Origin of the sequence: Streptomyces cynarae, from assembly GCF_025642135.1 — a bacterium.
Classification (GTDB): Bacteria; Actinomycetota; Actinomycetes; order Streptomycetales; family Streptomycetaceae; genus Streptomyces; species Streptomyces cynarae.
In genome coordinates this window covers 6,710,181-6,729,253 of record NZ_CP106793.1, presented here as the reverse complement: position 1 = coordinate 6,729,253, position 19,073 = coordinate 6,710,181, and the positions used below count along the sequence as shown (strand labels likewise).

Genomic DNA, 19,073 nt, shown 5'->3' with positions numbered 1-19,073 from the left:
ATCGCTTATGGAGAGTGCAGTAATCATCGTTGGACGTGAACCATGCGGCGGGTCGAGCATGGTCGGCATGACATCCGACGCGACGCACACCGCCCGTCTCGCCCTGGTCGGCGACCGCTCCCCCGCCGTGGTCTCGCACACCCGCGTTCCTCTGCTGCTGGAGGCGCTCGCCGAGCGCGACCGGCTCGTCCTCGACGCCTACTGGATCCCGTCCGAGGAGGCCGCGGACGAGGGCGCGGTGCGCGGCTTCGACGCGGTGTGGGTGCTGCCGGGCAGCCCGTACCGGAGCGAGGCCGGGGTGCTCGCAGCGATCCGCACCGCACGAGAGGAGGGGATCCCCTTCCTCGGCACGTGCGGCGGCTTCCAGCACGCGCTGCTGGAGTACGCCCGCACAGTGTGCGGCCTGACCCGGGTCGCGCACGCGGAGAACGACCCGGATGCCGACGACCTCCTCATCGAGCCGCTGGCCTGCTCCCTGGTGGGCCACGAGGCGGCGGTCCGTGTCGTCCCGGACACGCTGGCCCACCAGGTGATCGGCTCGCAGCGGACCGTCGAACGGTACTTCTGCTCGTACGGCCCCTCCCGGCACCTGGACACGCTGCACGCGCACGGGCTGCGGTTCAGCGGACACGACGAGGACGGACAGGTGAGGATCGCGGAACTGCCCGGCCACCCCTTCTTCCTGGCCACCCTCTTCCAACCGGAACTCACGGGCGACGGCTCGCGCCCGCACCCCGTCGTGCGGGCGCTGGCGCAAGCCGCGGTGGAGCACGCCGCCGTCGCGAGAAGGTCCGACTCGCCTGACCCCGGCCCGGAAGCGGCGGGCCCGTCAGCCCGGGTGGCCGTCGTGTCCGCCGCGCCCGGCGCAGTGCCGGGGGCGGTCAGCGTGCCACCGGCGCCGGCCTCAGGGTGACGGCCGAAGCCAGGTCCGGGACGAAGCCGTGGAAGCGGCGGGCCAGGTCGTCGGCGCCGTAGCGGCGGCAGTTGCGGTGCCAGTTCAGGATGGCCGCCATGTAGTTCCGCAGGTCGGCCACATAGCCGTCCATGACCTCGCGCGCCTCCTGGGAGAGAGCGAAGTCGTCGAACAGCACGGGCAGTTCGCGGGCGGCCACGTGCTGGAACTGCTCCATGCGCTGGTTCATCAGGTCGCCCACGATGCGCACCGCCGTCGGGTAGTCGCAGCCGAAGAAGTTCTGCACCACGAGGAGCGCGTTGTGGATCTCGCCCTCGTACTCGATCTCCTTCTGGTACGAGAAGACGTCGTTGACGAGCATCGCGTAGTCGATGGCCGCGTTCTCCAGGGCGCGGACCGTGCCGCTGCGGTACACCTCGGGCGGGACCGCGGGGCCGTGGCCCATGCGGCAGAGGTTCTTGGTGAGGTCGGCGCCGAAGGTGGCGCGGCGCATCTCCAGGTAGTCGACGGGGTCCGGGATGCGGTTCTGGAGCTGGTTGGACAGCTCCCACACCCAGCTCTCGGTCATGTCGTCGACGGCGGCGCGCAACGATCGCCGCTGCTCCGGGGTCATCCCGGCCGTGGTGCGAGCCCACAGGTCGATCAGGCCGCGCTCCATCCCGTTCGCGGGGACGGGGAACTCCGCGCCGTCGAGGGGCATGCAGGACGACAGCCGCTCGGTGCACAGCCTCGCCGCGGCGAGGTCGCGGCGGTGGCCGAAGACGAGAGGGTAGTAGTCGTCGCCGTAGGTGCCCCAGGACAGCCACTGGGAACTGAGGTCCAGCGCCTCGGGGCTCGCGTCCGGGTCCAGTCCTGACGCGCAGAGGGGCAGGTCGTACGCGGCCAGCTTGTCCTCGTCCCAGACGCCCTCCTGGAGCATGCCCATCCGGTGCATCCAGGGGGTGAGGCGGCTGCGGGCGCCGTCCAGGTGCGGGCTGAGCTCCACCTCGTAGGGCATGTGGAGGTCGGGGATCAGCGAAGGCCCCACCTGCTGGAAGGGCAGATGGCTGTACACGCGCAGCCTCCCCCGCTGCCTGAAGGGCGTGGGAGGTGCCCCCATGGCCCCCGCGTCGGCGAGCAGTCCGCGCACGTCGGCGGCGGACGTGCCGAGGCCGGAGAGCCCGAAGGGGCGCTGCCGGGAGCGGGCGTTCTCGTTCATGTAGCGGCTGGAGCGCATGTGCCATTCGTGGCCGCCGGACTGCCAGTCCTGCAGCCCCTTCGTGTATGCGGCGACGGCGGCGAGCTCGTCCGGGGTGAGACCCCTGTCCAGGGCCAGGGCGGGGACCTCGGTGAACGCGGTGTGCTCGAACTGGTGCAGACGTGAGGTCAGGATGTCGTTGACGGCGTCGGCCGCCTCTTGTGTGCCACAGCCGAAGAAGGTCTCCAGGACGAGGACGCCGTTGCTGTTCTCGCCCTCCTCCTCGACCTCGCGCTGGTAGGAGAAGAGGTCGTTGCGCAGGTGGACCGCGTCGGCGAACGTCTCCATGAGCACGCGCAGCGGGCGGGAGGTGGCGACACGGCCGGGTACCTCGGCGGTGGCGTACTCGACGAGTCCCGCGGACCAGGGGGCGCCGCCCACCTTGCGGCGCATCTCGATGTACTCGACGGGGTTGGCGATCCGCCCTTCGTTGATGTTGGACAGCTCCCAAAGGGACTCGTTGAGCAGATGCTCGGTGGCAACGGCGAACCGTCGCCGCCAGTCGGGGGACATGGACGGCACCGTGCGTGCCCACAGGTCGGCGAGGCCCGCTTCCACCGGGTTCTCCGGGGCCGGGACCGCGGTGCCGAGGTCCAGGGGCATGAACAGCGGGAGGCGGTCCAGGTATGCCTTGCCGCCCTCGCGGTCCTGGGTGCGCTTGAAGATCTCCAGGAAGTGGTCGTCGAAGAAGAACACCCACACGTACCAGTCGGTGATCAGGGAGAGGGCCGGGGCGTCGCAGTCGGGGTGGGTGTACGCGCACAGCAGCCCGTAGTCGTGCGCGTCGAGGTCGGACTGCTCCCAGATGCCGGAGCCCTCCAGCATGCCCATGGCGCGGGCCCACTCCGTGGAGTGGGCGCGGGCCTCGTCGACATGCGGGTTCAGCCGCGCGGGGTACGGCATGTAGAAGTGCGGGAGGTCGAACGGCTGCGTCATGGCCGGGTCCTGCCCGCGGGCCGAGCGGGGCATCCGGCGGGCGGGGCGTGATCACACCATCGCGTGAATCGGGAGCGAACTGCTGGTCTCGACCCGGAGTTCCCGCCGCCCCACGCGGCTGCCACCCACACAGTGGAATGCTCGCCCTGCTACTTGCCGACGCCCAACTCCCGCGCCACCGTGGTCGCATGACCTCCTTCGTGCTGCCTCATGACGTGCAAGGTGACGGCGCCCACAAGGTGTTCGCGGTGCACGGCTGGTTCGGTGATCGGGGTGCGTACTCGGCGGTGGTGCCGGATCTCGATCGCGCCACCTTCACCTATGCCCTCGTCGACCTTCGCGGATACGGTGCCGCGAAGGACGCCCCCGGCGCGTTCGACACCGGTCAGGCGGCCGCGGACCTCCTCGAACTCGCCGACCGGCTGGGCTGGGAGCGGTTCTCGGTGGTCGGGCACTCCATGGGCGGCGTGGTCGCCCAGCGGCTGCTGGTCCTCGCGCCCGAACGCCTGCGCCGGATCGTCGGGGTCTCCCCCGTGCCCGCCTCCGGGTTGACGATGCCCGCCGAGCAGTGGGAGCTGTTCACGGGCGCCGCGCACAAGCCGGAGAACCGGCGCGTCATCATCGACTTCACCACCGGCGGTCGGCGCCCGGCCGCCTGGCTGGACCGGATGGTCGCGCGTTCGCTGGCGCACAGCGCCCCCGAGGCGTTCCGGGCATGGCTGGACTCGTGGGCCGGGGAGGACTTCCACGAGGAGGTCAAGGGTTCCGCGGTGCCCGCTCTGGCCATCGCGGGAGCACTCGACCCGGCGCTGACAGCCGACCTGCTGCGGGACACCTGGCTGCGCTGGTATCCGCACGGCTCGGTCCTCGAACTGCCCTCCGCGGGCCACTACGCGATGGACGAAACACCGCTCGACCTCATCCGGGCCGTGGAGGACTTCCTGCGCGCGGACGGCGCGGAAGCGTGAGCATCGGCGAGAGCGCTCCGCCCGTCCCCGACGTCTTCGATCCCCGCCGTTACGCCGAGGGAGTCCCCTACTCCGCCTACCGCACTCTCCGTGACCACCACCCGGTCGCCTGGCAGGAGGAACCGGAGGTGCTCGGCTGGCCGGCGGGGCCCGGTTTCTGGGCGGTGACCCGGCACGCGGACGTGGTGCGCGTGCTGAAGGACTCCGCGACGTTCTCCTCCTGGCTGGGCGCCACGCAGATCCGCGACCCGGACCCCGCCGACCTGCCGTTCATCCGCCGCATGATGCTCAACCAGGACGCGTCGGCGCACGGGCGGCTGCGGCGGCTCGTCAGCCGTGCCTTCACTCCGCGGCGTATCGACCGCTTCGCCGCCGTCGTCCGCCGGCGCGCCCAGGCGCTGTGCGCGGGCGCCCTCGACCGGGCACGCGCGGGCGACGGCACCTGTGACGTCGTCTCCGCCATCACCGACGACTACGCCCTGCTCAACCTCGCCGACCTGCTGGGCGTGCCCGAGTCCGACCGGGCCCTGCTGCTGCACTGGACCCGTCGCGTGATCGGCTACCAGGATCCGGACGAGGTGGGCGAGCCGCTCCGCGATGCCGAGGGCCGGCCCGTCAACCCTCGCTCACCGTCCGCGCTGCGGGACATGTTCGCGTACGTCCGGCAGTTGGCCGACCGGAAGCGCACGCACCCCGGTGACGACATCATGACCGCCCTCGCCACCGACCCCGAACTGGCGGGCCCCGAGCTGGAGATGTTCTTCTTCCTGCTGACCATCGCCGGCAACGACACGGTGCGCAGCGCGGCACCCGGCGGCCTGCTGGCGCTCGCCGAGCACCCTGGGGCGTATCAGCGGCTGCGTACACAGCCCGGAGAACTCGGGCTTGCCGTCGACGAGTTGCTTCGCTGGCACCCGCCCGTGCTCAGCTTCCGGCGCACCGCCTCCCGTGACACCGAGCTGGCCGGGCAGCAGATACGGGCCGGCGACAAGGTGGTCGTCTTCCACGCGTCCGCCAACCGGGACGAGCGGGCCTTCGCCGCACCCGACCGGCTCGATCTGGCACGGACGCCGAACCCACACGTCTCCTTCGGGGACGGTCCGCACGTCTGTCTCGGCGTGCACTTCGCCCGACTGCAACTGCGCGTGCTCTACCAGGCGGCGCTGGAGTCCCTGCCCGATCTCTGCCTGGCCGCGCCGCCCAGAAGGCTCGTCTCGAACTTCATCAACGGCATCAAGGCGCTCTCCCTCCAGCTCACTTGAAAGGTCACGGTCCTACCTGGATCAGCGCGTGCGTGCCGCTCGTCCGCCAGCGCCGTCCCTCCGCGGCGACCAGCGACTCCTCGGTCGCCGCGGTGAGGCCCACGATCACGTCGGACTTCAGGGTGCGCAGCGCCGCGACCGGGCCGGGGAAGTACGCCGTGGTGTCCGCGAACGGCGTCGTCGGCGGGTGGAGCCGGTCCCCCACCAGGCGGCGGTAGTTGAGGTCGCCCTTGAGGATCGTCAGGTCCGCCTCGGCGAACTGGGCGCGCAGGTCGTCGGGCATGTCGGCGTACGGCAGCGGGGCGCAGGAGAACGGGTGCGCCCGGACCTCCAGGCGCCCCTCGGCCAGAGCGGTCCACAGGCGCTCCCCGGCGGCCGCCGCCTCGCCCTGCGCGGCGGTGAGGCGGCGTACGGCGTCCACGACGTCGGCCGTGGTGGCATCGGAGATGTAGTAGGGATACGCCTTGACGTGCAGCAGGGCCCGCCGTACCCGGCGCCGGGTCAGCAGATGGTCCAGCAGGAGCAGGTCCGGGATCAGTTCGCGGCCCGCGTTGTCGGCGACCAGGCACACCGTGTCGCAGGGCAGCAGGGACCACAACACGTCGCTGTCGTCGGCCACGAGCCCGGAAGCCGCCGTCGAGGCGTCGGGGGCGGACAGGCGGAAGCCGAGGTCCGCGCGATTGCCCCACAGCGAGCCGTGCAGCAGTGCCCGCGCCCGCGCGTCGGCCGGCTCGCCGGCCAGCCGGTCCAGGGCCGCCAGTTCCTCGTCGGTCTCCACGGAGTCGAGTTCGGCGAGTTTGAAGGGGCGGAACGGGTCGATGCCCTGCCAGGGGCCCGGGCCGAAGTAGCCGACCGCCTGGAGGAGGTGGCGGTAGAAGTAGCTCTCGGACCACAGGAAGGGCACCTCGAACCAGGACCGGCCCAGGTACTCCCGGGCGCCCCACTGCGCCCACCGCACGTCGTCCTCCGTGCCGAGGGGCTCGATGACGCCCTCGGTGGCGCTGGTCAGCAGCGCCTCCAGGGCGTGCCGCCGGTCGGGTCCGTACGGGAAGGCGTCCCGCACCGCGCGGATCAGCGCGGGATGCCGTGCCGAGAGCACACCGTGCGGGAAGGAGCCCGGCTCGTCGGCGAGGATCACGGGGGCGTCAGGCATGGTCTGGGGCTCCTCAGGGGCCAGCGGGGATCCCGGGCGGCAGGTCCACGTCCGTGAACCGCTCCTCGAGCTGCTTGTCGTAGCCGGCCTCGGTCCACACGAACTTCTTGAACTGCTCCGGCGTCAGCAGACCCTGCCACGGACTGCCGCCGGGGCAGAACACCGACGCGCACCCGGCGCAGTGGTACGCCGGTCGCCACAGTGCCTCGGCGCGGGCCTCGCCGGCGGTGACGAAGGCGCGTTCGCGGGTCTCGCGCCGGACCACGACGACCGTCCCGACCAGCAGCAGGACGGCGAGGAGCGATCCGCCGGCGGTGTAGAGCGGCTGGTGGTGGGCTACGCCGCTGTAGGCGAGGGCGACACCGACGCCGACCATCAGCATGCCCTCCAGGAAGTGCACACAACTGTCGAACCGTGACGGCGCGCCCGGCGACCGCGCCAACCGGTCGGCGAGTCCTTCGCGCATGGACGCGTGATCGGCGCAGACCTCGGGGACCGCCAGCACGGCGGCCGAGCCGCAGCCCGGACATTTCACGTCAACCGCTCCTGGGGCGCTTCCCGTTGCCATGCGCCTACGCTAACCGGCGCGTCCACCCTCCCTCCCTCGCGCCGCCGGTCGGGCCGGCACGGGCGCCGTACGTCTGAACAGGCGCCGTCGCATCCCCGTACTCCTCGATGCGCACCAAGCGCCCGCCGGACCCGACGCGCATGGAGACCCCGGATGCCCGCTCACCGCCCCGTCGCCGCGGCCGCCGTCGCCGTGGCGGCCACGCTGCTGCCAGCGACCCCGGCCCTCGCCCACGGCGCGCCCACGGATCCGGTCAGCCGGGTGGTCGCGTGCTCACCGGAGGGCGGCGAACAGGCGCGGACCGCCGCGTGCCGGGCGGCGATCGCGGCGAACGGCGCCCCGTTCACGGCCTGGGACAACCTGCGGGTGGCGGACGTGAACGGCAGGGACCGGCAGCTGATCCCCGACGGCCGGCTGTGCAGCGGAGGGCTGCCCGCGTACAAGGGCCTGGACCTGGCGCGCTCCGACTGGCCGTCGACCCGGCTCACGCCCGGGGCCACGCTGACGATGACGTACAGCTCGACGATCCCGCACACGGGCACGTTCAAGCTGTTCCTGACCACACGAGGCTACGATCCCGCGAAACCGCTGACCTGGTCCGACCTTCCGGCGAAGCCGTTCGCGGAGGTCACGGACCCGCCGCTGCGGAACGGTGCCTACCGGATCAGGGCGACGCTTCCGGCGGACCGCTCGGGGCGCCACGTCCTGTTCACGATCTGGCAGAACTCGAGCACGACGGACACCTACTACTCGTGCTCCGACGTGGTGTTCGCCGCGTCCGGCGCCTCGGGCACCGGCACGGGCAAGGACAGGCCGAGCGGCACGCCGACACCGCCGCCGAGCGCCCCGGCGACCGCCGCGTCCGGCGCCCCGGCGACGACCGTACCCGGCACCCCGGCTGCGGCCACAGCGCCCCGTAAGGACCGTGGCCCCTCGGTGCCGCTGCCGACGGCCGGCGCCGCGGCGGTCGCGCTGCTCCTGGGGGCGCCGCGCTCGTCGTGCTGCGCCGCCGACGCGGATGAGACGGCCGCCCCCGGTCCCGCCGGAGACCGGAGGCGGCCGTGGGCCGTCAGTTGACGGAGACAACCGGGCTGCCGGCCTGGCTGGTGTCGGTGACCGGGGCGTACTTCGCCGTGAAGTAGCCGTTGGCGAAGCACAGCGACGAGCCGGAGGTCTTGGTGAAGTGCTGGCTGGTGAAGGCGATGCTGTTGTCGGTGTTGTTCGCCGTGCCGGTCAGGCTCGGCGCCTGGTAGACGCAGGTGATGGAGCCGAGCAGGGTGCGCAGCTTGACCGTGGTCTGGATGGTGGAGCCGGCGGCCGGGGTGACGGTCACGGTGCCGTCGGAGGCGACCGTGGTCGTGTAGGGCAGGTTGTCGACGGTGATGCTGCTGACGCCGAGGACGCCGGTGACGTTGCTGGTGCAGCTGCTGCTGTCGAAGCTGTGGCCGGTGAGCGACTCGGTGGCGGTGCCGGGGGCCGCCGGGTTGTCGGTGACGGTGGCGGTGAACGTCGACGAGGTGCACGAGACACCGCTGGTGCCGGTGGCGCTGGAGTAGAGCGTGGCCGTGGTGCCGCTCGCCAGCGACGCGTTGAGGACGTCGCCGACGGCGACGGCGGTGCCGCCCGCGCCGCCGGTGGTGAGCACCGCGCCGTCCGCGGACGCGGGGGACGACGTGGCCACGGCGAGGGCCGCGGCGGCGCCGCGACGGCGAGCAGGGATCGGGTGGTACGCATGGGGTGCCTCTTTCCGAAGTGGGGGGCTGTGCGGGGTGGGTCCGCTGCCGTCCCGTCACGCCTTCTCCGTACGTGACGGGACGGCAGCGGCGGCCGGGCCACCGGGGGCGGTCCGTGGACAGGGGGAAAGCGGACGTGCCGGTGACGCGGAGGGATGACCGGATCGCTGGTGGATGTGAAGGATCCGTGCGGCGCACCGCGTGTGCGGAGGCGTCACCACACGCCCCGGAAGGGACAGGGGCCGGGAGGGCGACGTGCGCCGAGCGACGGATCCGGCGCCACGGATCCGCGAAAACACGGGATGTTGTAGACCTGATTGTTCGTCAACGTCAATACGACGGACACAAGTTGGCGTGCCGGTACGCGAGGGCGCAGGTCGTGACCACCGCACCGGAGGGGCCGGTGACTGCGCCGGTCACCGGACTGATCACCGGCGCCACACAATCAACACGCTTCTGCCACAACTCCCTTGACCGCTGGGTGTAACCCCCGGTAACTTCGTTGGTGGCCACTGCCGCACCACGAGCAAGCCCTTGCACACGCCGGGAGGTGTGAGGAGGCGTACGCGGCAGCCGCTGTCCGCGCCAGGACACCGTGCCAGTGAAGCCCTACTCGCATTGACCATGCCCAGGAGCAGACATGGCCTCGTCCTCGGACGCCACGGCGTCCCCCGGTTCCGCCCCCGAGCCCCCGGAAAGCGGTTCCGCCGCCGAAGGGTCCTCCGCAAGACGCGGGCGTGTCCGCCTGCGCCGCGCCGCGGTGATGGCGGTGCCTGCCACCGCGATCGCCGCAGGACTCGCGATCATGACCGCCCAGGGAGCACTGGGCGTGCAGTTCGCGATCTCCGGTATGGCCTTCACGGTCACCGCCACCGACCTGAACGGCACCGGCTTCGAGCAGTTCGGCGGCCTCGACACGCTGGACAAGGACAACCCGCTGAGGGAGACCGTCGGTGACGAGGTGGCGGTCGTCACCTCCGTGATCAAGAACGCGACGCTCACCAGGCTGTGCCAGAGCGTCGACCTCGGCGGCTCATATCTGAAGATCACCGCGGGCGGCGGCAAGGACAAGGTCGTCGCCAGCGATCTGACCACCGACTCGACCCAGCTGACCGGCGACGCCGACTTCACCAACATCGAGATCGGCAACGACGCCGGCACGCTGAACAAGGCAGGCGTGAAGGGGCCCCACGGTGTCTTCAGCCAGCAGTCCGACACCGTGCACATCGCCAACCTGCGGCAGACCAACTACGCCACCACGGCGGGCACCTTCAAGCTCCCGGGGCTCAAGCTCAGCTTCAGCGACTCGGACTGCCCCTCATGACGAACGGGCCGAGGGCCGCCTTCCGGCGGTGGCGGGCGAACCGGCCCTTCTGGGGCGGGCTGCTGCTCGCCCTGGGCGGGGCGGAGATCCTCCTCACCGAGAAGGCGTCGCTGAAGGTGGTCATGCACATCGGCATGCAGGGCGTAGCGGGGTATCTGCTGCCGACCGTGATGGTGCTGTGCGGTCTGCTGGTCCTCTTCAACCCCACCCAGCGCCTGTTCTACTCGCTCATCGGCATCCTGACGTCGCTGGGCACCTGGCTCACGTCCAACCTGGGCGGCTTCCTGATCGGCCTGCTGCTGGGCGCGGTGGGCAGCTGTCTGGCCTTCGGCTGGCTGCCGGACCAGGAGCCGCGCCGGGGCGTGCTGCGCCGCCGTCGCGATCGGGCCCGCACCGCCGGCCCGGCCGTGTCCTGACCCCGCGCGCCCCTCGGCGGGCGGGCGATCGCCCCGGCCCCACACCACAACGGGGCTCCCCTCCGGATCCCGCCCGCCGAGGCCGTACCCCGAGCCGGCGCCCCCCGCACGGCCGCCGGTCAGCGTTCCCGCTGCCTCGCGGTCACCGTGAAGCGCGCGCCGTCCGGGTCGGCCAGCACCGCCTCGCCGGCGCCCTCCTCCCACTGCAGCACGGACCCGCCGTGCGCACGGGCCGCCAGGACGCAGGCGGTGACGTCGTCGACCGTGAAGTGGATCTGCCAGTGCGGGCGGATCGTGGGATCGGGCGCCGCCTCCACCGCCCCCGAGTGGATCCGCGCGATCACCACTTGGCTGCTGCGCAGCACGACCTCGTCGCCGTCGTAGTGCACCTCGCAGCAGCCGGGGCGCGCGGCGGCCCACTCCAGGACCTCGCCGTAGAAGATGGCGGCGTCGAAGGCGTCGCGCGTGTGCAGCCTTATGAAGGTGGGCGCGGCGGCGCGCCACTCCTCCCAGTCCGTGATGAGCGGGCCCTCCCAGATGCCGAACACGGCCCCGTCGCGGTCCGCGAGCAGGGCCGCCCGGCCCGGCGGGAGGGCGAGCGGTCCCACGGCCGTGGTCCCGCCGCGCTCCCGGCAGCGGGCCGCGGCGTCGTCGGCGCTGTCGACCGCGAAGTACACGGTCCAGGCCACGGCCATCTGCCACATCGAGGCCACGGCGGCGATCCCGGCGACGGGCACCCCGTCCGCGAGCGCCACGCGGAACCGGTCACCGAGGCTGTTGGGCCGCCACTTCCAGCCGAAGACGGCCTGGTAGAACTCCTCCGCGCCCTCCAGGTCGCGGGTGGCCAGACTCACCCAGCACGGTGCGCCGAACACCGAGTGACTGGTTACTTCCCCCTTGCCACGTGTCTCGTTCTTCTCCATGACCACACCGCCCGGTACGTTTTCCACGACTCCGCCTTCGGGGCGCCTGAGCCGGCGCCGGGCACCTCCTGCGTCGTTCGCTCAGGGCCTCCGGGTACCCCGATCGCACCCTTGCAAGGATGCGCCACCGAACGCCGGGTTTCATCCCGAGCCGGGGCGCCTGAGGCCCGGAACGGCCTCAGGCGCCCACACCCAGCGACCAGTGCGGGGTGCTGCCGGCCAGGCGGCAGGCGAGGAAGTACAGCGGTATGGGAGGCGTGTACGGAGAGTCACCGTCCGGTCGGTGGATCAGCCGGGGCCGGCCGGGGCGGGGGCCGCTCCAGGAGGGGTCGCGGCGGCGTGCGTCCGTAGCCGCGCCCGGCCCCACGCGCGCGTCGACGGCGTAGCTCGTCGTCGGCGGCCAGGTGACTCCTATGTCGGAGCCCGAGGGAACGATCCACCACCAGCGCAGGTCATCGGCGAAGACGCAGCCTACGCGGGGCAGGCCTTTCATGATCCGTTCGCCGTGGGCCCCGGGTATGCCAACGGCGTCGTACCCGAGGGGGGCGGTCAGCTCCCCGGGGAGGGGCAGGCGGGCGGGCGGTTCGGGCGGGAGGGACATGTGCGGGGACGGGGAAGGAGCCGGACGGGACAGCGGGTCGAAGACGGGCGGTCGTTCCATGCGATGGGGATCCTTGTTGATCATTTGCCTCCGGGGCGCCTGAGCCGGTGCCGAGAGGCCGACCGTGCTCAGCCCGCCTTCGTCGGGCCTCCGCACGATCGACCTCTCAGCACCGGCGCGCCCCTTCGGCTTGGGCGGCCGGGTGGGGGTCGGGCCTGAGGGGGTGCTGGAGCGGGGGCGGGTCGCTGGCGACGGTCTCGCCGGGTTCCGGTGCCAGGTCGGCCCAGACGATGCGGCCGGAGCCGTCCGGGGCGTCCCGCACGCCCCAGTCGCCGCTGAGCATGCCGACCAGCATCAGCCCGCGGCCGCCCTGGTCGTCCGGCCCGGGCCGGCGCCGGGTCGGGAGCGTGCCGCCGCGGTTCTCGTCCTCGACCTCGATGCGCAACCGGTGGCCATCGGTGAGGATCCGGCAGACGATCCGGTCGCCGGCACTGTGCTTGACCGCATTGGTGACCAGCTCCGAGGTCACCAGCACGGCGTTGTCGGTCGTGCAGTCCCCGGTGCCCCAGCGGCCGAGCAGCCGCCGGACGCTTGTGCGGGCCAGGCCCACGGCGGCGGGGACCGCCGGGAGGTCGAAGACACCGGTTCTCGGTTGTGCCGCGCCCGCGGGCAGGCGGCCCACGGACTGGGGGAGGGAGGGCGGAGCCATCGCCGTTCGCCTTTCGTCTGCCTGGGGACCTGGCCGGTACCCACCGCCTTCCGGCCACGGCGCGATCCGCGCACCTCGCGCCGCAGGCACCGAAGCAGCCCCGTCTCCCCCAACTGAGCTGTTGAGCACCATGGTTCACCGTCTTAGGGCGGTATGAACACTGTGGCATCCGGCAACAACGGCCCGCAACCGGCAAGTTGAAAATTGCAATTCGTGAGGTGCATCCTGCTCCGGTCGACGGAAGATCGTGACAGACTGCGACCGTGCATCCCGTGCGAGGGGGTAGGCGTGACCGCGGAAACCGACTGGGGCGGCGCCCCCACCGTTCTGCGCATGATCCTCGGTCGGCAGTTGGAAGAGCTGCGCACACGGGCCGGTCTGACGTATGAGCAGGCCGCCGATGCGATCGGGGTCAGCCACTCCACGATCCGCCGCATGGAGGCCGCCAAGGTGGCCCGGCTGCGGATCGCGGACGTCGAGAAGCTGCTGCAGACGTACGGCATCACGGACCAGCAGGAGATCGACACGTTCCTGAAGTCGGTCCGTGAGGCCAACAAGCGCGGCTGGTGGCACACCTACCGCGATGTGCTGCCGGACTGGTTCGCCGCGTACCTCAGCCTGGAGCAGGCGGCCCTTCAGATCCGCGCGTACGAGGCCGAGTTCGTGCCCGGCCTGCTGCAGACGGAGGACTACGCGCGCGCCCTGCTGAGCGCCGGCAACCCGCACGCCCCCACCGAGGCGACCGAGCGCCGGGTGGCACTGCGCATGCGGCGCCAGGAGCTGCTGTCGCGGCCCTCGCCGCCGCGCGTGTGGGTGGTCATGGACGAGACGGTGCTGCGCTGGCCGGTCGGCGGCCCGAAGGTGATGCGCGCCCAGATCGACCATCTGATCGCGATGAACGCCCTCCCCCATGTCACCTTGCAGGTCATGCCGTTCAGCAACGGCCCGCACCCGGCCATGCGCGCCGGTGCGTTCCACCTCTTCCGGTTCCGGGCGCCCGAGCTGCCGGACATCGTCTATCTGAGCGGTCTCGTGGGCGCCGTCTACCTGGACAAGGCGGACGACGTCGTGGTCTACCGCGAGGCCCTGGACCGGTTGGGCGCACAGTCCGCGCCCGCGAAGAAGACCGAGGCCGTCCTCGGCGCGATCCGCAAGGAGTTGTGAGAAGTGCAGGACCCGATACGCACCTGTATGCCGTCGCACGCCCTCGGTGCCCGCGGCTGGTCCAAGCCCTGGAGCGACGACGCGGGCGGCGCCTGCGTGGAGGCGAAGAAACTGGCCGACGGCAGCGTGGCCCTGCGGCAGTCCACGGACCCCGACGGCCCGGCGCTGGTGCTCAGCCACACCGAGATGGCGGGCTTCCTGGCGAGCGTGAAGGCGGGCGAGGCCGACTTCCTGCTGTGACGCGCGGCCGCCCGCCGCTGCCGATCCTCTTTTGTCTCTGGGACCTGTGTGTTCGTCTCTGCGTCTCAGCAGAGCCTTCCTCTCCACCCCACGACCGAGACCCCACGACCGAGACCCCACGACCGCGACTTGGAACAGGAGACGGCGTTGCCCGACAACGGATGGCCGGCCGACCGCATCGACACCGAGAGCGCGCACTCGGCGCGCATCTACGACTACATCCTGGGCGGCAAGGACTACTACCCCGCCGACAAGGAGGCGGGCGACGCCATGGCACGGGAGTGGCCCGCCCTGCCCGTTCACATGCGTGCCAACCGGGACTGGATGAACCGGGCGGTGCGCTGGCTCGCCGAGGAGGCGGGCATACGCCAGTTCCTGGACATCGGCACCGGCATCCCCACCTCCCCCAACCTGCACGAGATCGCCCAGTCGGTGGCGCCCCAGTCGCGGGTCGTGTACGTCGACAACGACCCCATCGTGCTCACCCTGTCCCAGGGGCTGCTGGCCAGCGCGCCGGAGGGGAAGACGTCGTACATCGAGGCCGACTTCCGCGACCCCGAGGCCATCCTGGGTGCCCCGGAGTTCCGGGAGACCCTGGATCTCGGCAGGCCGGTCGCCCTCACGGTCATCGCGATCGTCCACTTCATCCTGGACGAGGACGACGCGGTGGGGATCGTACGGCGGTTGCTCGAACCGCTGCCGTCCGGAAGCTACCTGGCGATGACCATCGGGACCGCCGAGTTCGCGCCCGAGGAGGTGGGCCGGGTGGCACGGGAGTACGCGGCCCGCAACATGCCGATGCGGCTGCGGACGATCGAGGAGGCCCACGAGTTCTTCGAGGGGCTTCAGTTGGTCGAGCCGGGGATCGTCCAGGTGCACAAGTGGCACCCGGACGGCACGGGGGAACAGGGTATTCGGGACGAGGACATCGCGATGTACGGGGCGATCGCCCGCAAGCCGTAGCCCACGACCCAGCGCCCCCTGTCGAGCCGTAGCCCACGGCCCCGCGCTCCGTGTCGAGGCCGTGCGGCTGCAACTCCGCGAGCACGGCCAGGAGTGACGACGCGGGTGCCTGCCGCCCCGAAGGGCGCGGGCACCCGCGTCGGTCCGTCCGCGGTGGTGTCCGCGGTGTGGACGTCAGTCCAGGCCGACCGACTTCAGCCAGGCCTTGGCGACGTCGAGCGGGTCCTTGTTCTGGAGCTGCACCTGGGTGTCCATTGCGAGCAGGGCCGCGGTGTCGAGTTTGGCCGAGACCGCGTTGAGCGCGTCGACGCCCTTCTGGTCGAGCCCGCTCTTGTAGACGAGCGGCTGCACGTTCTCGAACCCGAAGAGGTTCTTCGGGTCCTGCAGGACGACGAACTTCTCCTTGGTGATGGTCGGGTCCGTCGTGAAGATGTCGGCCGCCTGCACGGTGTTCTTCTTCAGCGCCGCCTGGGTGAGCGGGCCGCCCGCGTCCAGCGCCTTGAAGGACTTGAACTCCAGGCCGTAGACGCTCTTCAGGCCGAGCAGGCCCTGCTGCCTGGTCTGGAACTCCGGCGACGCGCCCATCACCAGGTCCTTGGCGACGTCCTTGAGGTCGGCGATGGAGGACTTCTCGGTGAGGTTGTACTTCTTCGCCGTGTCCTGGTTGACGGTGACGGAGTCCTTGTCCTGCGCGGGCGCCGGTTCCAGGAGCGTCAGCTTGGAGTCCAGCTCGGCGTTGATGGCGGCCGTGGTGGCGGCGACCGTCTTCGGGGCCGCCTTCTTGTCGAGGTAGGCCAGCAGCGCGCCGTTGTACTCGGGCAGGACGGTGATCGAGCCGTTCTTCAGCAGGCCGTACGTCGTCTCTCGGCTGCCGATGTTGGGCTTGTAGGTGACCTTGACGCCCTTGGCCTTCAGGGCCTCGCCGTAGACGTCGGCGAGCAGGATGCTCTCGGAGAAGTTGTTGGAGCCGACGACGACCGAGTCGCCGCTCGCCTTGCCGCCCTGGAGCGGGTTGTCGGACTTGGTGTCGGAGGACGAGGAACACCCCGCGAGCAGTGCCGCCGTGGCGGCGAGGGCGACGGTGGCCGCGCCGGGGAGTCTCCTGCTGGACGTGCTGGCGTTCGCTGTAGAAGTCACGGTTCCCGTTCCGGGCCGATGGGTTGGGGCTGGGCGTGCTGTGCTGTGCTGGTGCGGCTCACCGCACTCCACTGATCCAATCCAGCTCGTTCTCGGTCAGTCAAGAGCAGCCGGGTCACCGATCGGCCTCGATGAGTGGGCGGTTGCCGCGTGTCGTTCACGCGCTCCTGCGCACTCCCGGCGACACCGCGGTCCGCGACACGGCCCAGAACACCGTGAGCGTGGCGAGCGCCAGCACGGCCACCAGGGTGGCCCCGCCCACGACCTTCTCGTAGTCCCGCTGGTAGAGCCCGTCCACGATGTAGCGGCCGAGGCCGCCGAGGCTGACGTACGCGGCGATGGTGGCCGTCGAGACGATCTGGATGGCCGCCGAGCGCAGACCGCTGAGGATCAGCGGCAGCGCCACGGGCACCTCGACCTGGAAGAGGATCCTGGGCTCGCTCATGCCCATGCCCCGCGCGGCGTCCACCGGTGAGGGGTCGACGGAGCGCACGGCCTCGTACGTGGTCACCAGGATCGGCGGCACGGCCAGCACCACCAGCGGGATCATGACCGGCAGCAGCCCGAGGCCGAGCAGCACGAACATCAGGACCAGCAGACCGAAGCTGGGCAGTGCGCGGGCGGCGGTGGCGACGAACGCGAGGACGTTGCCGCCGCGCCCGGTGTGGCCGGTGAGCAGACCCACCGGCAGCCCGATGGCGGCGGCGATGGCAAGGGCCGTCAGGGAGTACTGGATGTGTTCGAGCAGGCGTTGCGGGATGCCGTCGTAGCCGTGCCAGTGGGCGCTGTCGCTGAAGAACGCGTTGACGAAGTTGAGGACGTTCACCGGGGCGCGTCCTTAAGGGCGAGTGCGGACGGTTCGGGCCGTGCGGCGGCCTTGCGCCTCCTGCCGGTGCCGCGTGGCATCCATGGCGTCAGCAGGACGCGTACCAGGACGAGGAGGGCGTCGACGAGGATCGCGAGGACGGCCGTGGTGACCACCGAGTTCACCGCGAGGACGGGCCGGTGGTAGAACATCGCGTCGGCGAGGAGGTTGCCGAGCGCACCCTGGTTGCCGATGAGGGCGCCGACGCTGACCAGGCTGATGCTGGAGACGGTGGCGACCCTGAGGCCGGCCAGGATGGCGGGCGCGGCGATCGGCAACTGCACCTGGAGATAGCGCCGTACGGGCCCGATGCCCATGGCGGTGGCCGCCGCCAGCGTCTCCTGCGGCACCGAGCGGACACCGTCCACGATCGCCGGTACCAGCACCACCAGGCTGTACACGGCCAGCGGGATCATCACGGTGAGCTCGCTCTGGCCGGTGTAGTCGATGAGCACGACGAAGAACGCCAGCGACGGGATGGCGTACAGGACCGTCGTCACACCGAGCACGGGCGGGTACAGCCAGCGGAAGCGGACGCACAGCTGGGCGATCGGCAGGGCGGCGACCAGGCCGGCGAGGACCGGCAGCAGGGCCTCCCTCAGGTGCAGTCCGATCAGCCCCAGCCAGCTGTGCTGGAGGTCGCTCGGGATGTCGAAGAACCCGTTCATCCGGCGACCTTCGTGTCGCTGAGGCCCTCGGCGTGGGCGCTGCGGATCGCCTCGCCGATGGTGGCCTGCGAGGCCACGCCGACCACCCGGCCGCCGTCGTCCACCGCGACGGCCCACCCGGTGGGCGAGAGCACGGCGCCGTCGAGCGCGGCGCGCAGCGAGTCCTTGCCGTGGGCGAACGGCCGCCCGTACGGCAGCAGCCGCTCCGGCGCGATGTCCCCGGCGGTCAGTTCGCCCGGCTCGCTCCAGCCGAGCGGTCTGCCGTCGAGGTCGGTGACCAGCAGGTACGGCACCTCGGGCGTGGCGTGGGAGGCGATCTGCTCGGCGGTGGAGTCGACGGCGACGATCGGGGTCTTGAGCAGCTGAAGGGTCTCGGAGGTGAAGAACGACAGCCGCCGGATGCCGCGGTCCGTGCCGAGGAAGTCCTCCACGAAGGCGTCGGCGGGGGACGACAGCAGTTCGGCGGGCGGCGCGAACTGGGCGAGCCGGCCGCCGGTGCGCAGGACGGCGACCATGGTGCCGAGCCGGATCGCCTCGTCGATGTCATGGGTGACGAAGACGATGGTCTTGCCCAGCTCTCCCTGGATCCTGAGCAGTTCCTCCTGCAGGCCCTTGCGGACGATCGGGTCGACGGCGGAGAACGGCTCGTCCATCAGCAGCACCGGCGGGTCGGCGGCGAGTGCCCGGGCCACGCCGACGCGCTGCTGCTGTCCGCCGGAGAGCTGGTAGGGGTACCGCTTGGCGAGGGAGGCGTCGAGCCCGACCCGTTCCATCAGCTCCCGGGCCCGGTCGCGGGCGCGGTCCTTGCTCCAGCCGAGCAGGCGGGGCACGGTGGCGATGTTGTCGACGATGGTGCGGTGCGGAAAGAGCCCGGCGTTCTGGATCACGTAGCCCATGGACCGGCGCAGGACGTTGACCGGCTGCTCGCCGATGTCGACGCCGTCGAGGGTGATCGTGCCCTCGCTCGGCTCGACCATCCGGTTGATCATGCGCAGGGTCGTGGTCTTGCCGCAGCCCGAGGGGCCGACGAGGACGGTGATCGAGTGGTCCGGTATCTCCAGAGACAGCCTGTCGACCGCCACCGTGCCGTCCGGATACCGCTTCGTTACTGAATCTATCCGTATCAAAACGCCGAATGCCCTTCGGGTGTGGCGGAGAGCGGCCTCAACTCGGCCGATGTCGTGCGGGCCGTTGCGGGGAGAGTTTAGACGGCGTGTGTTGCGGCACCGTGGCGCGTGCGACAGGACCTGTGGGCAGTCGCCGGAGCCGGATCGAGGTGAACCCTTGACTTGC

Annotated in this window: 19 protein-coding genes and 1 pseudogene; 9 read left to right on the top strand and 11 right to left on the bottom strand. The window is 71.3% G+C overall.

The genetic code is table 11. The features are described 5' to 3' along the window. The first annotated feature begins 67 nt into the window (after window positions 1–67). Window positions 68–913: a CTP synthase C-terminal region-related (seleno)protein gene (locus tag N8I84_RS30575; RefSeq protein WP_263232632.1), complete on the top strand. Its 846-nt coding sequence runs from the start codon at window positions 68–70 to the stop codon at window positions 911–913. Here N8I84_RS30575 and cyc2 read toward each other — a convergent pair. Next, window positions 882–3,086, bottom strand: coding sequence for a germacradienol/geosmin synthase Cyc2 (gene cyc2 / locus N8I84_RS30570; protein ID WP_263232631.1), 2,205 nt, complete (start codon window positions 3,084–3,086; stop codon window positions 882–884). The genes N8I84_RS30575 and cyc2 overlap by 32 nt on opposite strands. Before the next feature lie 188 nt (window positions 3,087–3,274). Between cyc2 and N8I84_RS30565 the strand changes: the two genes are divergently transcribed. Both N8I84_RS30565 and N8I84_RS30560 read left to right on the top strand, forming a co-directional pair. Beyond that, complete coding sequence (locus tag N8I84_RS30565; protein ID WP_263232630.1) at window positions 3,275–4,054, top strand: alpha/beta fold hydrolase; 780 nt, start codon at window positions 3,275–3,277, stop codon at window positions 4,052–4,054. Then, window positions 4,051–5,316, top strand: coding sequence for a cytochrome P450 (locus N8I84_RS30560; protein ID WP_263232629.1), 1,266 nt, complete (start codon window positions 4,051–4,053; stop codon window positions 5,314–5,316). Before N8I84_RS30565 ends, N8I84_RS30560 begins: the two co-directional genes overlap by 4 nt. A 4-nt stretch (window positions 5,317–5,320) precedes the next feature. Here N8I84_RS30560 and N8I84_RS30555 read toward each other — a convergent pair whose 3' ends face one another. Both N8I84_RS30555 and N8I84_RS30550 read right to left on the bottom strand, forming a co-directional pair. Then, a complete protein-coding gene (locus N8I84_RS30555; RefSeq protein ID WP_263232628.1) occupies window positions 5,321–6,469 on the bottom strand; it encodes a damage-control phosphatase ARMT1 family protein in 1,149 nt (382 codons plus the stop codon). Window positions 6,470–6,482: 13 nt separating this feature from the next. After that, the gene (locus N8I84_RS30550; protein WP_263232627.1) at window positions 6,483–7,004 is read right to left on the bottom strand and encodes a hypothetical protein; all 522 of its coding nucleotides are present in this window, start codon (window positions 7,002–7,004) and stop codon (window positions 6,483–6,485) included. Between the two features lie 186 nt (window positions 7,005–7,190). On the opposite strand from N8I84_RS30550, the gene N8I84_RS30545 reads away from it, so the two are divergent. Then, a complete protein-coding gene (locus N8I84_RS30545) occupies window positions 7,191–8,114 on the top strand; it encodes a lytic polysaccharide monooxygenase auxiliary activity family 9 protein (protein WP_313884307.1) in 924 nt (307 codons plus the stop codon). Here the strand turns inward: N8I84_RS30545 and N8I84_RS30540 are convergent. After that, a pseudogene (locus N8I84_RS30540) lies at window positions 8,107–8,771 on the bottom strand (Tat pathway signal sequence domain protein). The gene N8I84_RS30545 and the pseudogene N8I84_RS30540 sit on opposite strands and share 8 nt — an antisense overlap. A 639-nt stretch (window positions 8,772–9,410) precedes the next feature. On the opposite strand from N8I84_RS30540, the gene N8I84_RS30535 reads away from it, so the two are divergent. Together N8I84_RS30535 and N8I84_RS30530 are read left to right on the top strand one after the other, a co-directional pair. Then, window positions 9,411–10,094, top strand: a complete 684-nt coding sequence (locus tag N8I84_RS30535; RefSeq protein ID WP_263232626.1) for a DUF6230 family protein — start codon at window positions 9,411–9,413, stop codon at window positions 10,092–10,094. Continuing rightward, entirely contained in the window at window positions 10,091–10,510 is a 420-nt protein-coding gene (locus tag N8I84_RS30530) for a DUF6114 domain-containing protein (RefSeq protein ID WP_263232625.1), read from the top strand. Before N8I84_RS30535 ends, N8I84_RS30530 begins: the two co-directional genes overlap by 4 nt. Before the next feature lie 119 nt (window positions 10,511–10,629). Here N8I84_RS30530 and N8I84_RS30525 read toward each other — a convergent pair whose 3' ends face one another. The 3 genes from N8I84_RS30525 to N8I84_RS30515 all read right to left on the bottom strand — a co-directional run bounded on the left by N8I84_RS30525 (window position 10,630) and on the right by N8I84_RS30515 (window position 12,743). Then, the gene (locus tag N8I84_RS30525; protein WP_263234937.1) at window positions 10,630–11,433 is read right to left on the bottom strand and encodes a VOC family protein; all 804 of its coding nucleotides are present in this window, start codon (window positions 11,431–11,433) and stop codon (window positions 10,630–10,632) included. Window positions 11,434–11,611: 178 nt separating this feature from the next. Further along, window positions 11,612–12,094 (bottom strand): hypothetical protein, encoded by a 483-nt coding sequence (locus tag N8I84_RS30520; RefSeq protein ID WP_390898964.1) that lies wholly within the window; start codon window positions 12,092–12,094, stop codon window positions 11,612–11,614. 106 nt (window positions 12,095–12,200) lie between these two features. Further along, on the bottom strand, window positions 12,201–12,743 hold the full coding sequence (locus N8I84_RS30515) for an ATP-binding protein (protein WP_263232624.1): 543 nt from the start codon (window positions 12,741–12,743) through the stop codon (window positions 12,201–12,203). A gap of 288 nt (window positions 12,744–13,031) precedes the next feature. Between N8I84_RS30515 and N8I84_RS30510 the strand changes: the two genes are divergently transcribed. The 3 genes from N8I84_RS30510 (at window position 13,032) to N8I84_RS30500 (ending at window position 15,110) form a co-directional block, all read left to right on the top strand. After that, window positions 13,032–13,907, top strand: coding sequence for a helix-turn-helix domain-containing protein (locus tag N8I84_RS30510; protein WP_263232623.1), 876 nt, complete (start codon window positions 13,032–13,034; stop codon window positions 13,905–13,907). A 27-nt stretch (window positions 13,908–13,934) separates the two neighbouring features. Beyond that, entirely contained in the window at window positions 13,935–14,147 is a 213-nt protein-coding gene (locus N8I84_RS30505; RefSeq protein ID WP_390899064.1) for a DUF397 domain-containing protein, read from the top strand. Between the two features lie 147 nt (window positions 14,148–14,294). Further along, a complete protein-coding gene (locus tag N8I84_RS30500; RefSeq protein ID WP_263232621.1) occupies window positions 14,295–15,110 on the top strand; it encodes an SAM-dependent methyltransferase in 816 nt (271 codons plus the stop codon). A gap of 174 nt (window positions 15,111–15,284) precedes the next feature. Here N8I84_RS30500 and N8I84_RS30495 read toward each other — a convergent pair whose 3' ends face one another. From N8I84_RS30495 to N8I84_RS30480, 4 genes are all read right to left on the bottom strand, one after another. Beyond that, window positions 15,285–16,247: an ABC transporter substrate-binding protein gene (locus N8I84_RS30495; protein ID WP_263232620.1), complete on the bottom strand. Its 963-nt coding sequence runs from the start codon at window positions 16,245–16,247 to the stop codon at window positions 15,285–15,287. A gap of 157 nt (window positions 16,248–16,404) precedes the next feature. Next, window positions 16,405–17,073 carry an ABC transporter permease gene (locus N8I84_RS30490; RefSeq protein WP_263232619.1) on the bottom strand — a complete coding sequence of 223 codons (669 nt, stop codon included), beginning with the start codon at window positions 17,071–17,073 and terminating at the stop codon, window positions 16,405–16,407. Next, window positions 17,070–17,780: an ABC transporter permease gene (locus N8I84_RS30485; protein ID WP_263232618.1), complete on the bottom strand. Its 711-nt coding sequence runs from the start codon at window positions 17,778–17,780 to the stop codon at window positions 17,070–17,072. Before N8I84_RS30485 ends, N8I84_RS30490 begins: the two co-directional genes overlap by 4 nt. Further along, window positions 17,777–18,907, bottom strand: coding sequence for an ABC transporter ATP-binding protein (locus tag N8I84_RS30480; protein WP_263232617.1), 1,131 nt, complete (start codon window positions 18,905–18,907; stop codon window positions 17,777–17,779). Before N8I84_RS30480 ends, N8I84_RS30485 begins: the two co-directional genes overlap by 4 nt. Window positions 18,908–19,073 lie beyond the last annotated feature (166 nt).

Coding starts and splice junctions, on each gene's coding strand:
- N8I84_RS30535 (WP_263232626.1), top strand. CDS start 9,411: ATGGCCTCGTCCTCGGACGCCACGGCGTCCCCCGGTTCCGCCCCCGAG.
- N8I84_RS30555 (WP_263232628.1), bottom strand. CDS start 6,469: ATGCCTGACGCCCCCGTGATCCTCGCCGACGAGCCGGGCTCCTTCCCG.
- N8I84_RS30520 (WP_390898964.1), bottom strand. CDS start 12,094: ATGGAACGACCGCCCGTCTTCGACCCGCTGTCCCGTCCGGCTCCTTCC.
- N8I84_RS30505 (WP_390899064.1), top strand. CDS start 13,935: ATGCCGTCGCACGCCCTCGGTGCCCGCGGCTGGTCCAAGCCCTGGAGC.
- cyc2 (WP_263232631.1), bottom strand. CDS start 3,086: ATGACGCAGCCGTTCGACCTCCCGCACTTCTACATGCCGTACCCCGCG.
- N8I84_RS30565 (WP_263232630.1), top strand. CDS start 3,275: ATGACCTCCTTCGTGCTGCCTCATGACGTGCAAGGTGACGGCGCCCAC.
- N8I84_RS30485 (WP_263232618.1), bottom strand. CDS start 17,780: ATGAACGGGTTCTTCGACATCCCGAGCGACCTCCAGCACAGCTGGCTG.
- N8I84_RS30545 (WP_313884307.1), top strand. CDS start 7,191: ATGCCCGCTCACCGCCCCGTCGCCGCGGCCGCCGTCGCCGTGGCGGCC.
- N8I84_RS30525 (WP_263234937.1), bottom strand. CDS start 11,433: ATGGAGAAGAACGAGACACGTGGCAAGGGGGAAGTAACCAGTCACTCG.
- N8I84_RS30575 (WP_263232632.1), top strand. CDS start 68: ATGACATCCGACGCGACGCACACCGCCCGTCTCGCCCTGGTCGGCGAC.
- N8I84_RS30515 (WP_263232624.1), bottom strand. CDS start 12,743: ATGGCTCCGCCCTCCCTCCCCCAGTCCGTGGGCCGCCTGCCCGCGGGC.
- N8I84_RS30530 (WP_263232625.1), top strand. CDS start 10,091: ATGACGAACGGGCCGAGGGCCGCCTTCCGGCGGTGGCGGGCGAACCGG.